General features: G+C 45.8%; 15 protein-coding genes. 11 read left to right on the plus strand and 4 right to left on the minus strand.

Going from position 1 to position 13,453, the window contains the following annotated elements; all coding sequences use genetic code 11:
* Nucleotides 1–119: 119 nt before the first annotated feature.
* From QUA56_RS24650 to QUA56_RS24660, 3 genes are read left to right on the plus strand one after another with little or no spacing between them, the layout of a single operon-like run.
* Nucleotides 120–491 carry a response regulator gene (locus tag QUA56_RS24650; RefSeq protein ID WP_333362949.1) on the plus strand — a complete coding sequence of 124 codons (372 nt, stop codon included), beginning with the start codon at nt 120–122 and terminating at the stop codon, nt 489–491.
* Nucleotides 488–1,648, plus strand: coding sequence for an ATP-binding protein (locus tag QUA56_RS24655; RefSeq protein ID WP_333362952.1), 1,161 nt, complete (start codon nt 488–490; stop codon nt 1,646–1,648). The genes QUA56_RS24650 and QUA56_RS24655 overlap by 4 nt, the downstream gene beginning before the upstream one ends.
* A 5-nt stretch (nt 1,649–1,653) precedes the next feature.
* On the plus strand, nt 1,654–1,944 hold the full coding sequence (locus QUA56_RS24660; RefSeq protein ID WP_333362955.1) for a DUF4079 family protein: 291 nt from the start codon (nt 1,654–1,656) through the stop codon (nt 1,942–1,944).
* Nucleotides 1,945–2,296: 352 nt separating this feature from the next.
* On the opposite strand, the gene QUA56_RS24665 is transcribed toward QUA56_RS24660, so the two are convergent.
* On the minus strand, nt 2,297–3,331 hold the full coding sequence (locus QUA56_RS24665) for a DALR anticodon-binding domain-containing protein (RefSeq protein ID WP_333362958.1): 1,035 nt from the start codon (nt 3,329–3,331) through the stop codon (nt 2,297–2,299).
* Nucleotides 3,332–3,692: 361 nt separating this feature from the next.
* Here QUA56_RS24665 and QUA56_RS24670 point away from each other — a divergent pair, with 361 nt between their 5' ends.
* From QUA56_RS24670 to QUA56_RS24690, 5 genes are all read left to right on the plus strand, one after another.
* Entirely contained in the window at nt 3,693–4,538 is an 846-nt protein-coding gene (locus QUA56_RS24670) for a helix-turn-helix domain-containing protein (protein ID WP_445242948.1), read from the plus strand.
* 266 nt (nt 4,539–4,804) lie between these two features.
* Complete coding sequence (locus QUA56_RS24675) at nt 4,805–5,473, plus strand: HAD-IB family phosphatase (protein ID WP_333362961.1); 669 nt, start codon at nt 4,805–4,807, stop codon at nt 5,471–5,473.
* A 259-nt stretch (nt 5,474–5,732) separates the two neighbouring features.
* Nucleotides 5,733–6,362, plus strand: a complete 630-nt coding sequence (gene mtnB / locus QUA56_RS24680) for a methylthioribulose 1-phosphate dehydratase (RefSeq protein ID WP_333362964.1) — start codon at nt 5,733–5,735, stop codon at nt 6,360–6,362.
* Nucleotides 6,363–6,561: 199 nt separating this feature from the next.
* Nucleotides 6,562–7,596 (plus strand): patatin-like phospholipase family protein, encoded by a 1,035-nt coding sequence (locus QUA56_RS24685; RefSeq protein WP_333362967.1) that lies wholly within the window; start codon nt 6,562–6,564, stop codon nt 7,594–7,596.
* A gap of 239 nt (nt 7,597–7,835) precedes the next feature.
* Nucleotides 7,836–8,654 carry an MlaE family lipid ABC transporter permease subunit gene (locus tag QUA56_RS24690; protein WP_333362971.1) on the plus strand — a complete coding sequence of 273 codons (819 nt, stop codon included), beginning with the start codon at nt 7,836–7,838 and terminating at the stop codon, nt 8,652–8,654.
* 114 nt (nt 8,655–8,768) lie between these two features.
* On the opposite strand, the gene QUA56_RS24695 is transcribed toward QUA56_RS24690, so the two are convergent.
* Complete coding sequence (locus tag QUA56_RS24695) at nt 8,769–10,229, minus strand: SGNH/GDSL hydrolase family protein (RefSeq protein ID WP_333362974.1); 1,461 nt, start codon at nt 10,227–10,229, stop codon at nt 8,769–8,771.
* 74 nt (nt 10,230–10,303) lie between these two features.
* Here QUA56_RS24695 and QUA56_RS24700 point away from each other — a divergent pair, with 74 nt between their 5' ends.
* Both QUA56_RS24700 and QUA56_RS24705 read left to right on the plus strand, forming a co-directional pair.
* Nucleotides 10,304–10,456 (plus strand): hypothetical protein, encoded by a 153-nt coding sequence (locus tag QUA56_RS24700; RefSeq protein WP_333362977.1) that lies wholly within the window; start codon nt 10,304–10,306, stop codon nt 10,454–10,456.
* 283 nt (nt 10,457–10,739) lie between these two features.
* The gene (locus QUA56_RS24705; RefSeq protein ID WP_333362978.1) at nt 10,740–11,084 is read left to right on the plus strand and encodes a Dethiobiotin synthetase; all 345 of its coding nucleotides are present in this window, start codon (nt 10,740–10,742) and stop codon (nt 11,082–11,084) included.
* Between the two features lie 46 nt (nt 11,085–11,130).
* On the opposite strand, the gene QUA56_RS24710 is transcribed toward QUA56_RS24705, so the two are convergent.
* Both QUA56_RS24710 and QUA56_RS24715 read right to left on the minus strand, forming a co-directional pair.
* The gene (locus tag QUA56_RS24710; protein ID WP_333362981.1) at nt 11,131–11,331 is read right to left on the minus strand and encodes a hypothetical protein; all 201 of its coding nucleotides are present in this window, start codon (nt 11,329–11,331) and stop codon (nt 11,131–11,133) included.
* A 156-nt stretch (nt 11,332–11,487) separates the two neighbouring features.
* Complete coding sequence (locus QUA56_RS24715) at nt 11,488–12,702, minus strand: hypothetical protein (protein WP_333362984.1); 1,215 nt, start codon at nt 12,700–12,702, stop codon at nt 11,488–11,490.
* A 144-nt stretch (nt 12,703–12,846) separates the two neighbouring features.
* Here QUA56_RS24715 and QUA56_RS24720 point away from each other — a divergent pair, with 144 nt between their 5' ends.
* Nucleotides 12,847–13,311 carry a hypothetical protein gene (locus QUA56_RS24720; protein ID WP_333362987.1) on the plus strand — a complete coding sequence of 155 codons (465 nt, stop codon included), beginning with the start codon at nt 12,847–12,849 and terminating at the stop codon, nt 13,309–13,311.
* The last annotated feature ends 142 nt before the right edge of the window (nt 13,312–13,453 follow it).

The raw sequence follows: 13,453 nt of genomic DNA on the forward strand, positions 1-13,453 counted from the left end.
AAAAGCATCCAACTTTAGGCCACTTCCCAACCCATCATATACAATCAATCACTCCCCATTATAAAATCTAAAATCTAAAATCTAAAATGGTATAACCCGTATTCAGAGGAAGCTGATAAATGACTGAAAACTCAATAATTTTAGCGGTTGACCGCAATCATCGAAACTTGGAACTATTAGCACAATTTCTCAACAAAGAAGGATACCAGATCGTCGCGGCTTATAGCTTTGAAGATGTTGCACGAGCTATCAGTCAGCCTGCTAAGATCGATATGGCTTTAGTAGATATTTCTGGTTTCGACCGCCGGATTTGGGACTGCTGCGAAAAATTGCGAAATCACCAAATCCCTTTTCTGATCCTCTCGCCCAAACAAAGCGCTGCCATTCAGCACGAAAGCCTCTGCCACGGTGCTCGGAATATGTTGGTAAAACCTTTGATCGTTAGAGATTTGCTGGGAATTGTTCACAGCTTGCTAGGAGAACCTGCGTGAGTCAAATTTTATTGCTTGTCGAACAGAAAGAAAATCGCCGCCTGTTATTAGAATGGCTAGCAGTTTACTATGAGGTATTGCTGCCAAACTCAACCGAAAATAGTGAGGATTTTTTACCCTTTAATCAATCTTTTGACCTGGGGATAATTGACGGTCTTGCCCTGAAACACCACTGGCAATGGGTGGCCGCCCAAAAACAGGCAGAACACCCGGTATGCTTGCCTTTTCTTTTGATTACATCCCGCTCGGATGTAGGGATGGCAACGCAATTTATTTGGCAAAGTATTGACGATTTGATTATCGCTCCGATCGAGAAGATTGAATTGCAAGCGCGGGTGGAGATTTTGCTGCGATCGCGCCAGTTGTCTTTAACTCTCAAATTGTCTCACGACCAACTCGATCGCACTCTGCAAACAGCCCAAGAACTCAACGAGATGAAAACATCTTTGCTGTACATGATTGCCCATGACGTTCGCAATCCTTTGAATTTCATCATCGGCACTACACAACTTCTTACCAAGTACAAGTTGACATTAACAGATGAGAAAACACAAGAACTTCTAGACAAAACCCAAGCAGCCGCAAAAGGCATCGATCAGTTATTAGACGATGTTCTGCTGCTGGGCCGTGTTGAGTCAGGCAAAGCCGGGTTTTGCTTGGTACCGCTAGACTTAGCAAAGTTTTGTAATGAGTTGGTAGGGGAATTTCAGAGCAGCCTGAAGTTGAAACCTCAAACCGATCCGGTGACGCTGATTTTTGTGAATCACAGTCAATCGGCGATCGCGTGTTTGGAGGTAAGCTTGCTCCGGCGCATTCTGGGCAATTTGCTGTCTAATGCTATTAAGTATTCTCCCCCAAATACCGAAGTAATTTTTGAATTAAAAGTTACTGAAACCGAGGCTGTTTTTTCGGTACAGGATGCAGGAATTGGCATACCTGTAGCAGACCAAGGACGGCTGTTTGATTCATTTTACCGGGGTAAAAATGTCGGTCGCATTCCCGGTACTGGACTGGGGCTGAGCATTGTTAAAAAATGCGTTGACTTGCACGGCGGCGCAATTACTTTGATCAGTGAAGAAGGCGTCGGCAGTACATTTACAGTAACGCTGCCGATCGCAAAAATTGCAGAAGAGCAACTCTCGCCTGCAACGCCTTAAACTAGATGCAGGCACTATCTTGGGATTTCAAGACGGAATTTTTCGCAGGGACGGGGTTTTTCATTTTTATGGCATCGCTGCTGCTGTTGATGGTTTTTTCGCTGGCAATTACGCCGGAAATTGATCGGGATCGATCGCACCGCTGGCGGAAAATTCACACTGTTTTAAACTGCCTCGCCCTGCTGCTATTTCTCGGTCAAAGAGTTACGGGTTCTCGCGATTTGTTGGAAATTATACTAATTCTCAAAACTCATGCAACAGCATCCTCCGGGTGCGTCGCCACCCTTAAATCTTAAAGAATATCCACAATCTTTGAGCGACGCACCCGGAGCTCAGGTGAGCGCAAACGGGAGCATCTCAGTTTTGCATTTATAGTGCGAGCTTAAGAGCTCGCGAGTAGAATACGCGAGCTCTTAAGCTCGCACTATAATAAAAAAAATGCTTTTTGCAAAACTGAGATGCTCCCGCGCAAACAAACCCACACTCATCATTGTTGCAAGACTTTAGAGAATAGGTATTACTTTGAGGTGGCAAAAAGCACTGGTCTATCAGTGCGATTATCAAAATAAAAATTGTCCGAAACCAGCGCCAAAAATACAGTAAACTACTCTCTTACCTGTTGATTATTATTTTTTGATTATGACTAATTCAAAGTTCTAAAGGAGCAATAGCATTTAAGAAATTTTCTAGGATAAATCGCAGCAAAGATTGAGTTGCTAATATTAAACCCAATCGGGCTTGGGCGAGTTTTGGCTGTTCTATTTTAACTTCTCCCCAAATTCGGCACTGACTGTAAAAAATTTGAAATGCTTCGCTCAAACTATTGGCTAATTTGAAATAATTGACAGGTTTTTCGAGGTTTTTTACCTCAAAATTAGGATATAAATTATCTAACACTGTTAACAGTTGCGATATTAAACTGCGTTCGGCTGGATGTACTAACCGCAGTCGATCGCCCTCGTCAATCCAAGGGATAGGATTTGGACTCGCCAGCGACCAAATTGGCGGCGCTGTAGCGACATCCGGCTGGGCGATCGAAATTATGCGATCGCGGTGGGCCATTCGCAGCAGGGAACAGCAGCGTGCGTGGGTGTACTGAATGGGAAACAGCCGATCGGCACACACAGCAGGAGATAATATTCTAGATTCTGGAACTGGGAGGTTCGTTTGAGCTAAACGCTGCAACCAGACGGCTAAACCTGCATCAGTCAACTCCAGCTCAATAATTCCCGCCGGCGCGACTTTAACGGCGAAATCTGGGCAGCACAGCGGTTCGAGTGTTTCGGCCAACTGTGCTGCAATTGCCTGCGGTGTCTGCTGCCAAGTTTTAGCTAATTTGAGGGCGATCGCAGACACGTACAGCACCCGCGCGCGATCTTTACTCCGATTTAACGGAAATATTGCACCATTCTCAATAAGCTTTTTATGGGCGGGCAGGATGCCCACCCCACAATCAAATTCACTCTTCGCTTCACAGGCATCTAGGGCGGGCATCCTGCCCGCCCCACAATCAAATTCACTTGTGGAACAGGCATCTTGCCTGTTCTTGAGAATGGTGCCACCTATGAGATTTAACGGAATTTGGGCCAGTGTCCCCCCCTGGCCGATCGCGCTTTGCAACCGGGAAAGCAAGAAACACTTCACTGTAACTTCCGAGCACTGCGAGATATTTGCTGTATCCATTATCTGCTCCTCCTGCGGTAACAGCGACGGTCAACTGTTACCGCACGGGCGACTGTTCTTGTACGTTAAACCGCTGAAGTCAGAGATGGTCGATCGGCTCCCCCGGGCGGGGCTACATCGAATCGATCTGCTTTCTAGCGATTTTTTTGCTAAATGTACAATAATTTACAACAAATTTTTTGCTAAACTATACCATTTTGATGTATTTTTTGCTACATTGAATATTTAGGTAAAACTAAGAAAAGTCAGCACAGTTAATGAAGCGTGCAAGCTCGATCGGGGGTTGGTTGTCTCACTTTGTATCGCACTGCTGGCAGAAGCTGTTTTTCTCACTGATTAAATATATCCCAGAGCCTCAACTATGCAATCAACTTCCACACATCTAGAGACTATCGATCGACCGTTTATCACTTGGCAGCGAATTATCGACTGGGCCCAGGAACACTACCGCTACCGGACTTTTAGCAAAGACGAGCGGATTCCCGCCAGACCCGGACTGCTGTATTTAGTCCAGAAAGGCGCTGTGCGGCTCGTAGGCAGCGCTCAAGTTAGCGCCGCAGCCACGAAGTCAAAATCCGCTGACAAAACTACAGAAGAAGCTTTTTTGGGCTTCGTCGGCGCCGGTCAGCCGTTTGAACTGGTTGCTCAGTCTCCGTTTACTCTCCAAGCTTACGCCCACGCAGATCAAACTCACGTAGTGTGGATGTACTGGCACGACTTGGATAATTGGCCTCACTTCCGCAGGGAAATTTTGGATGCGTTTCGCTACCAGCACCAGCGGAAACTTCTCTGGCTGAGCACTTTGGGACAGCGCCGGACGATCGACCGACTGCTGGGATTTCTCACTTTGTTGATCGAAGAGTTCGGCGAACCTTACGTAGGTGAGGCTGAACCGGATGTGGTTCGGGGCTACCGGCTGCCTTGGACCTTGACTCACGCTCAAATTGGCAGCGCGATCGGCTCGACGCGGGTGACGGTGACGCGGCTGATGGGTAAGTTGCGATCGAAAGGTTTGATTAATACTGAGGATGATAATTTAATCTGTTTGCCGGCTAAGTCTAACCCCCAAAAGACAAAAAACCAAAAACAGGACGTAGAAGAATTCCTCGAAGATTCTCTCGAAGATTCCCTCGAAGATTCTCTCGAAGATTCCCTCGAAGATTCCCTCGAAGATTCCCTCGAAGATTCCCTCGAAGAATCTGCATAAAATCCTGCGGACGATTGCCAACAAACAGCGCGTCACTATTAGTTTTTCGCCGTCGCGCTCTGTCGCTCGACAGTGTACGATGAATTGTGTAAACTTTTCCGGTTCTCTCTCTTGTGCGACTGACAATGACCAAAAATTTCTTGATGGTACCCGCCACGTAATTTATCCGTGGAATCAATCCAAAATCTCAAATCTAAAATCCTCAAGCCCCCGAATTTATCTCGCGCAAGTCAATCCAAAATCCAAAATCTAAAATCTAAAATCGAATGACCGATCGCAAGCAAAAATCTCCAATCCCGAACAGTCAGCAACGGGTGGTATTCTGTGACTTTGACGGCACGATAACCGTTGAAGAAACTTTTGTGGCAATGCTCAAGCATTTCGCACCGGAATTGTCGTCTCAACTGATGCCTGAAATATACGCTAGAAGGCTGAGTTTGCGATCGGGAGTGCGGCAGTTACTAGAGTCTATTCCCTCGGAATGTTATGGGGAAATTGTGGAATTTTCTAGGGGAAAGCTGATGCGACCGGGATTGGTGGAATTGCTGGATTTTTTGGACGAGCGAGGGGTGGATTTTGCGATCGTTTCCGGCGGTCTTCGGGTCATGGTAGAGACGGTAATGGGCGATTTGGTAAACCGGGCGAGCGTTATTTACGCTGTGGATGTGGACGCTAGCGGCCCTCGCTTGCAAGTTAATTCTGAGTTTGAAGGAGATGCGGAATTGGTGTCTAAGGTACGGGTGATGGGCCAGCACCCGGCCGAGGAACAGGTGGCGATCGGAGATTCGCTGACGGATTTTAATATGGCTTTGCAGGCTTCGTCGGTGTTTGCGCGCGATCGGCTTGCCGAGTATCTAGACGAACAGCAAAAGCCTTATACTAAATGGGATAATTTTTTTGACATTTTGGAAAGTTTGTCCCAGAAATGGAATTGAAACTATCGCCTTTCTCAAGAAAAGCTATGTGTGTATTGGTAAAGTACGCACTGCCCACCATACGTTTAGATAAGCCAGGGCAATTCCTATTAACTCACATCTTGCACCATTGTCAATAAGCCTTTCACGAGCGGGCAGGATGCCCACCGCACAAGAAAATTTACTCTTCGCTTCACAGGCATCTTGCCTGTTCTTGAGAATGGTGCAAAATGTCACTATTAACGTAAAAAGTAGATTAAAAGCTGAGGATTTGTAAAAAATGAGTGGCGATTTGAGATCGGATTTAATTGCAGCAGCCAAACATTTTTACGATCGCGGTTGGATGGTTGGGACTGCTGGCAATCTTTCAGCCCGCTTACCAGATGGCAGTTTTTGGATTACTGCTAGCGGCCGCGCGAAAGGGCAGTTAACTGAAGCAGATTTTATCAGAATGAGCTCAGACGGCGCAATTGTCGAGCAACCTGTTCCCGACAGCCGCCCTTCGGCCGAAACCAGCATTCATTTAGCCGTTTACAATTGTTTTCCAGACGCTAAAGCTTGCTATCACGTCCACTCCATCGAGGCAAATTTAGTTTCTCGGCTAACAGCAGGAGATGCAGTGCCTTTACCCGCGATCGAAATGCTGAAAGGTTTGGGGGTGTGGGAGGAAAACCCGCAGGTGGCGATACCCCTATTTGCAAATTATTTGGAAGTCCCTAAAATAGCCAAGGAAATTTGCGAATCCTTTGCCATTTGTGCGCCCTCTGTACCTGCTTTGTTAATTCGCGATCACGGCATCACAGTCTGGGGAGACTCGCCAGCCGCCGCCTACAATTACGTAGAAATTGTAGAATACATTTTTCGCTATACGATCGCAGCCCGCCAATTAAATTTAGATTTGAGATGGTAGATTAGGACAGCAGAGGTAGGGACACGGCAGTGCCTTGTCCCTACGGTACTCGCGAGCGGGGGTGTACTTCATAAACCTATAATCTGGTGTATGTAGGGTGTGCCGGGCCGCGCACATTACCGCTATTAGTAGCCCGTCAAACCACTTTTTGCGTCCAGGACTGTAGGCAACGAGCAAACATCAAGAAGAGGCAACAATTATGGCTAAATATACTAGAATTTTATCCATAGATGGAGGCGGAATTAGAGGGATAATTCCCGCGCAAGTTGGAGTTAGCATTGAGTCAAAGCTGCAACAGAAAAGCGGCAACCCAGATGCGAGAATAGCTGACTATTTTGATTTAATTGCGGGCACGAGTGCGGGAGGAATTTTAACTTGTATCTATTTGTGTCCCGATGCCGAAAATCCCACCAGACCTCGGTGGTCTGCCCAAGACGCCGTTAATTTTTCGATTAACAGCGGCCGCGACGTTTTTAAGAGTTCATTTTGGCAAAAACTCAAATCTATAGACGGTTTGATAGATGAGAAATATGCGAGCGATCGCTTAGAAAAATTCTTTTTGGAAAATTTTAGAGATTGCAAACTCAGCGAACTGCTGAAACCTTGTTTAATTTCCAGTTACGACATCGAAAGGAGAAAAGCTCACTTTTTCGATCAAATAGATGCTAAGAATTATCCAGCCGAAGACTATTTTATCAGAGATATCGCCAGAGCCACATCGGCAGCTCCCTCTTACTTTGAAGTTACCAAAATCTACTCTTTGACAAACGAACGCTACGCTTTAGTTGACGGGGGAGTATTCGCAAATAATCCGGCGCTTTGTGCCTATGCGGAAGTTAGAAATAAATTCAGAATTCCTGACGATCGCCCCGACAAAGGCCCGACAGCAAAAGATATGGTAATTTTATCCTTGGGGACGGGAGAAGCTCAGAAAAAATTCCCCTACGAAGATGTAAAAAATTGGGGTCAAGTTGAGTGGGTTGAGCCTTTGATTAATATCATGATGACCGGAGTTGCTGAAACTGTAAATTATCAAATAATCCAAATTTATGATGCCGTTGAAAGACCGAATCAATATTTGAGGATTAGTCCAGATTTGCTCCACGAACAACCGCTGCCGATTGATGATGCCTCGGAAGAAAAGATATCGGAACTGTTGAGAATTGGCAAGGATCAAGCCGAAAAATATGATGAACAGTTGGATAAGTTTATCGACTTGTTGCTTGCCGAGTAGTCACAATATTTTAGATTTTAGATTTTAGATTTTAGATTTTAGATTGGGAAATGAGTGATGATTACCACAGAATCAATCAGTGCCAATCTAAAATCTAAAAAAGTATAGCGCACCAAGCACAGGGCAGGCAGACTGAAAATATATGTTGACAAATCGTGCAATAATTACTTTAGGATTGCCAAAAATCTCTATGTGGCAGTGCTGCGCTCTGTTTGCAATTAATCGCGAGCCATCAGTCATTGGTTAAAAAATACCAAGAAAAGCGCGATCGACATTTAGACGAAACCTTCAAGAACAGGTGGTTTCAGCGGTTTTTAGTGACCCTGTTCCTGGGCGGTCAAGTGCTGCTGCGTATACTCCAAGGCAAAATCGACCGCCGCAAAATCATGGAACATTTAGTAACAGTAGGGCTGGATTCTTTCCGATCCGTGCTGCTAATAGCCTTTTTTGCCGGCATGATTTTTACCGTTCAATCTGCCAGAGAATTGATTCGGTTTGGGGCGGTTGGGGCAGTGGGAGGTGCTTTTGCTGTGGCATTTTGTCGCGAATTAGCACCAGTTTTAACGGCGGGCGTGGTGGCGGGACAAGTAGGTTCGGCCTTTGCGGCGGAGATAGGAGAAATGCAGGTGACGGAACAAATAGATGCCCTGTATATGTTGAGAACAAATCCGGTTGATTATTTAGTAGTGCCGAGGGTGATAGCTTGTTGCATCATGCTCCCGATTTTAACAATTTTTGCGGTATCAGTGGGGATTTTGGGCGGGCTGTTTGTGGCGGTTAATTTTTATGATTTGGAACCGTCGGTATTTTTGGAATCGGTGCGGACTTTTTTGGGACCTTGGGATTTAGTAACTGTGGCGATTAAGAGTTTTATTTTTGGGTTGATAATTTCCATTGTCGGTTGCGGTTGGGGCTTGACGACGGTGGGCGGAGGGAAAGGAGTAGGTCAAGCTGCAACGGCGGCGGTGGTGACTTCTTGGGTGTTTATTTTTGTCGCGGATTTCTTTTTATCGCTGTTGATGTTTCACGAGTTGGGGATTACGAGAAGCGGGGGGTAATTGTTGGTAGAAGACTCGGCGGTTAAAACCGCGACTATAGAAACAAAACCCGCCGACGCGGGTTGAAGAAATAACTACATAAATTAAGTTCGTAGTAAGGACTTTAGTCCTTCTTCATGGCGAAGGAATATAAGGAGGGCGATAGACTCGAATTGCTTTAATTGATACTTTCCCGTCAGTTTCGGGGACTATTTCGAGGATGTGTTTGGAGTTACTCAAATTCTGAGCCAATGTTGTAGGGTATTCGCGGCTTGAATCTGCAATGTTTGGCGCAACGTATGAATCAACAAACATCGGCCGCACCTGCCAGGAAATCTCAAAGCCTTTAGGTGTCTGTTTTTTAGAGTATTCATAGGCATTTTTCAGCCACCAGTTTCTCGGTTCAATCACGACGCGGCCAGAATTTGAGATAAAAAGTTCGTCGTTTGTACCGCTGCCGTCGTAACCTGTTTGAGAACCTACAACGTCAAATTTAAACTTGCTGGCGTCGCTGTTAATCTCAGTAATTACGGCTTTCCAATCTTCGACGATTAGCGGTTTTTGGCTGGATACTTGGAGAATAGCCGGCCACTTGACGCCAAGACTAACGCTAGGTCTGGTGATGGTGTAAAGTTCAGGAAATTCTGAGGGTTTTTTGCCGTCGATCGCAATTTTAGCAGAAATTGCCTTGCCGTTGAAGGTTTTATCGGCGATCGCATCTATTCTATTTCCTTCAAATTCTAAAACCAACTTGCCATCTTGCCACTTAACATCGCTGCCCACTGTATAGGTTTTCACTAAATCCTGCTGCGGTTGAGGAGAATTTGGGTTGTATCGCAAGTGCGGTTTAATGAGAGCAGCTAGCAGAAAATTTCCCCAATCGTTGAGGTGAATTTCATCCCTCAATAGCTGTTGTGGCTGCAAGCGATTATCTTTCAAATACCTGCGCCAAGGTTCGCGAATTTCTGCGATTTCGCAGCCGTATTTATCGGCCAACTCAGGCAGCCATTGAGTAGAATGAGTGTTGTGCCATTCGTATCTGTTGACTTGTTCTGGATCGTCGCTGCTGCCTGTCGGCATCCAATCGATGTGGTCTGAATGCAAGAGTATTTCGCTAGCAGTGCGGCTGCGGACATTGGCAATTATAGCTTCGTAATCTTCACCACCTCCGTAGACGTGAAAAATTAGCAAATCTGGATAAAAAGGATACAAATCGTGTTCGCTGGGACGGATTAAGATTGGGGCAGAAAATCCTCCGATCGCCCGATTTTCTACAATCAAATCTGCATAGGGAAATCGCTGTCTCAAATCCTGCGCTACATCTTTCCACCAATCTTGCTCAGTGATGGATTGACCGTAAAATAGAATACGCACTTGGCGGCGTTCTGTTGGGGTGCTGGCAGCAAGTAACCCCATCGTCCTTTGAATCCTCGCTCCAAAACTAGCATTATTTTCAATAGGAGCGGGTGGCGGAAATGGCGTATCTGCAGCCATTTTTTTGATGAGCGGAACTAACAGAAAGGTCAGACACAAAAAAAGCAGCCACAAGTAGCGATAAATCTTTGATTTTCTGCTAATTCCTAGCCGTTTTGCCATTGTTTTATTTTTCAGTTATGTAAAACCTACTCATAACTAAGCTGTTGGGCATCTAATACTAATTCTCAAAACTCATGCAACAGCAGCCTCCGGGTGCGTTGCCACCCTTAAATCCTAAAAAAGAGCGACTTGTCGAACAGCGACGCACCGGTGCATACAGTCTTTCAGGAAACAAACTTAACACTCATGATTGTTGCTTTCTGGAGGCGAGAATTGGTATAAGTTAGATTTTTGGGCGGGCGGGACACCTCATAAAAACTTCATCAAACTTGACTGTAAAATTTAGATACGCCTGGGCTTAGCAAGAGTAGCTGTAGGGTGCTCTTCGGGGCACTTTACGAGAGCTGTACGGTACAGGATGCGACCTCACGATTAGCTTTCGGGTACAGGGCTGGTGAACCTCACGAGTAGCTGTAGTTTAGCCTGTATCGAAATATATTACCAAATTGAGCGCGATAAAGAGTGATATAATGCGAGCTAATTAATTGCAGGAGATCGATCGCACATCCAATGGATTACAAAACCGCCCGCAGTTTTCTGATCGACCAAGGAACCGCCCTCGAAACCAAGAAAAATCCCGACGCCTTCCTGATGCGTCTCAAACAAGGTCAGCCGCCCGTACCCGGACAAGTGACATCGATTTTATTAGCTTTAAAAATATTGTTTGAGGGCCTGCAAGAATCTCCAATGCTCGATCGACAATTAATCTCGGCACTGCATTTACTGTCAGTTGAAAGTTTGCTGCAATTTGAAGCTGGACTTCGCAGAGGAGTTTCTTGGCCGCCGCTACTGAAAGAAGACTTAAATCGAATTGCGATCGCAGTCAAGAATATCTTTTCCGGTGTCTGGCCGTAATTTAGCTCAGTCAACTCCGATGTTTAACAAGATCAATTGTCAAACTTTACTGTTCGCGAAAGCTTTCGAGGGATGCCAAAAGAGCTGGCAGTCCCGCCAGTGTGGCAGACACCAAAGCCTCATCTTTGTAAGCTCGCGATCGGACTGTGCGGATACTTTTAGACGCAGAGGTGATAGAGCCTCGCAGTTCCGAGTTTCCGGTTTCAACCGGCCCTAAATTTTTTGTTCTTCCCGTCCGGCAAAACATAGCAGTATCCTCAGTTTATCCCTAGATATGCGCCCGTAAAATTTCTCAGGGCTTGTTCAATATTTCTATTGTTCCTCAGATCGGTAATAGAGATGAAATCATGAAATAATTATTCACGATAGGCAGGGATCAACTTAAACTGCATAACAACTCTTATTAATTTGTTACACGGCGCGTTTGTTTAAGCCGATCGCCCGCGACGACACAGACACCAGCAACCAAAAAGGCGATCGCCCCCACAATCGCCGTTGTCACAGCAGAAATCGTCTTTGGTGCCACAAACACCACAGAGTATAAACTCATCCCCAGGGAAAAACCACCAAAATAAAACCCTACCCCCAATCCTCCCCGCAGTGGAGGAACCAGAGACAAAGCAAAAGGAACTGTACCGGTAGCAATCAAACTGTTGGTAAAAATCACAGCCAAAACAGTCGCAGCCACCATCACCAACCCCTGACTGAAAACCATTGCCAACAGCAAAACAGCCGTTGCTACCAATCCACCCAACAGCATCCGCTGGTTTCCCAAGCGCACCGCAATCACCCCAGCCAACAAAGAAGCAACAGCTAAAGCCAAAGTAAATCCCGCCATTAACAACTTACTATCAACACCCGCGATTTGAGTTTGGAAAACATGGGGCAAAATCCGTTCCCCCATCGCCCGACTTCCCCAAGCAACAGCCATTCCCGTCACCGCAATTAACCCCAGCGCTGTGATAGAAACTTTCTCGGAAATTTGAGTATCCGGTGGCAATTCCGACAGCGCAACATCTGGATTAACCGATCGCAAAAAAGCCACCGCACCCAACAATACAAACGAACCAATAGCAAAAGCAAAAGCGGGCCCCAAACTCAGAATAAAATCTCCCGCAACAGGCCTTGCCGCCCCAACCAATCCCCCTACAAGCACCAACAAACTCATGGCTTGGGGCAACTGCGTTTGAGTTGCATATTGGCCCAACAGCGACACTGCGGGCGATCGAAACATCGCCATCGCCACCGCCCAAGCTACTATTACCACAGGCAACATCCAGCGCAGGGGCGAGACTGGATTGCCGAAAATAAAAATAGCCGGAATCGCAATAAATAGCACCGACGACAGAATAGTGCCGACAACAATTAGCGGAAAACGAGTTCCCATCCAGCGACGCTGCTTGTCAGAAAGCCAGCCAGCAAAAGGTTCGATCGCAATTGCCAAAGAATCCTCTAAAAGTCCGATACCCCTGTCGAATCCCGCAAAACCAAATCCCGCTAAAAGTTGAGGCAAATACAGTCGGTAAAGCATCCAAGTCAGAGTAATTGCCCCCTGCAAAACTGCCACGCCTCCCACTTGCCGCCACAAAATTAAAGACTGAGATTGAGATTTTTTCATGTTTTTGACAATATTTTATGATATCTGCAAGGGGAGGCTTTATCTATACTCTTAGCTACCTAAAATATATCTGGTGAAACCCGAACATTCTATTTTGAAAGAGGTAAATGGCGATCGATCGTTGCGCGGGGGCGGGTTTATGAGATGATTGGTCTTAGGCACGGATGGTTGGTAAAACCCGTCTCTACCAGTTATCATTCTTTAGCTATGTTTTTTGTACCGCATCTCCTTGTAGCACCAACAGTTATAGCTCAAATTAGACCGACTGTCGAAAACTTATCCGACGGAGACTACCGCTACCGAGACTCCTTTGGGATCGATCGACCTTTTCGAGAAATTCAATTTCGCAAACAAGACAGATACATCACCGGCAGCGATTCCGACAAACGCACGGGAAAAAGTTACTGCTTCCGGGGAATCCCCCAGCAGAACAACATTATTAACATCACGGTAGCGATCGAAATTTCCCCGAAAACAGCACAGAAAACCGAGTGGAAATTAGCACCGGGAAACCCAATTAATTTCGACAAGCTTTATCCACTGCAAGCTGGGCCGGGATTAGAATTGTACAAATGTTTGACAGCATTTTTACCAAAATTGAAGGATTAGTTATTCGTTACTTGTTAGTGGTTATTTCTTAATCGCTTTGGTTTGTTAATAACCACTAACATTCGTTAACAGTCAACCGATTTGAGATTTGAGATTTGAGATTTGAGATTTTTAACAGTCAACCGATTTGAGATTTGAGATT

The organism is Microcoleus sp. N3A4, from assembly GCF_036701805.1.
Classification (GTDB): Bacteria; Cyanobacteriota; Cyanobacteriia; order Cyanobacteriales; family Microcoleaceae; genus Microcoleus.

Coding starts and splice junctions, on each gene's coding strand:
- QUA56_RS24650 (WP_333362949.1), top strand. CDS start 120: ATGACTGAAAACTCAATAATTTTAGCGGTTGACCGCAATCATCGAAAC.
- QUA56_RS24660 (WP_333362955.1), top strand. CDS start 1,654: ATGCAGGCACTATCTTGGGATTTCAAGACGGAATTTTTCGCAGGGACG.
- QUA56_RS24665 (WP_333362958.1), bottom strand. CDS start 3,331: ATGGATACAGCAAATATCTCGCAGTGCTCGGAAGTTACAGTGAAGTGT.
- QUA56_RS24670 (WP_445242948.1), top strand. CDS start 3,693: ATGCAATCAACTTCCACACATCTAGAGACTATCGATCGACCGTTTATC.
- QUA56_RS24675 (WP_333362961.1), top strand. CDS start 4,805: ATGACCGATCGCAAGCAAAAATCTCCAATCCCGAACAGTCAGCAACGG.
- mtnB (WP_333362964.1), top strand. CDS start 5,733: ATGAGTGGCGATTTGAGATCGGATTTAATTGCAGCAGCCAAACATTTT.
- QUA56_RS24685 (WP_333362967.1), top strand. CDS start 6,562: ATGGCTAAATATACTAGAATTTTATCCATAGATGGAGGCGGAATTAGA.
- QUA56_RS24695 (WP_333362974.1), bottom strand. CDS start 10,229: ATGGCAAAACGGCTAGGAATTAGCAGAAAATCAAAGATTTATCGCTAC.
- QUA56_RS24700 (WP_333362977.1), top strand. CDS start 10,304: ATGCAACAGCAGCCTCCGGGTGCGTTGCCACCCTTAAATCCTAAAAAA.
- QUA56_RS24705 (WP_333362978.1), top strand. CDS start 10,740: ATGGATTACAAAACCGCCCGCAGTTTTCTGATCGACCAAGGAACCGCC.
- QUA56_RS24710 (WP_333362981.1), bottom strand. CDS start 11,331: ATGTTTTGCCGGACGGGAAGAACAAAAAATTTAGGGCCGGTTGAAACC.
- QUA56_RS24715 (WP_333362984.1), bottom strand. CDS start 12,702: ATGAAAAAATCTCAATCTCAGTCTTTAATTTTGTGGCGGCAAGTGGGA.
- QUA56_RS24720 (WP_333362987.1), top strand. CDS start 12,847: ATGATTGGTCTTAGGCACGGATGGTTGGTAAAACCCGTCTCTACCAGT.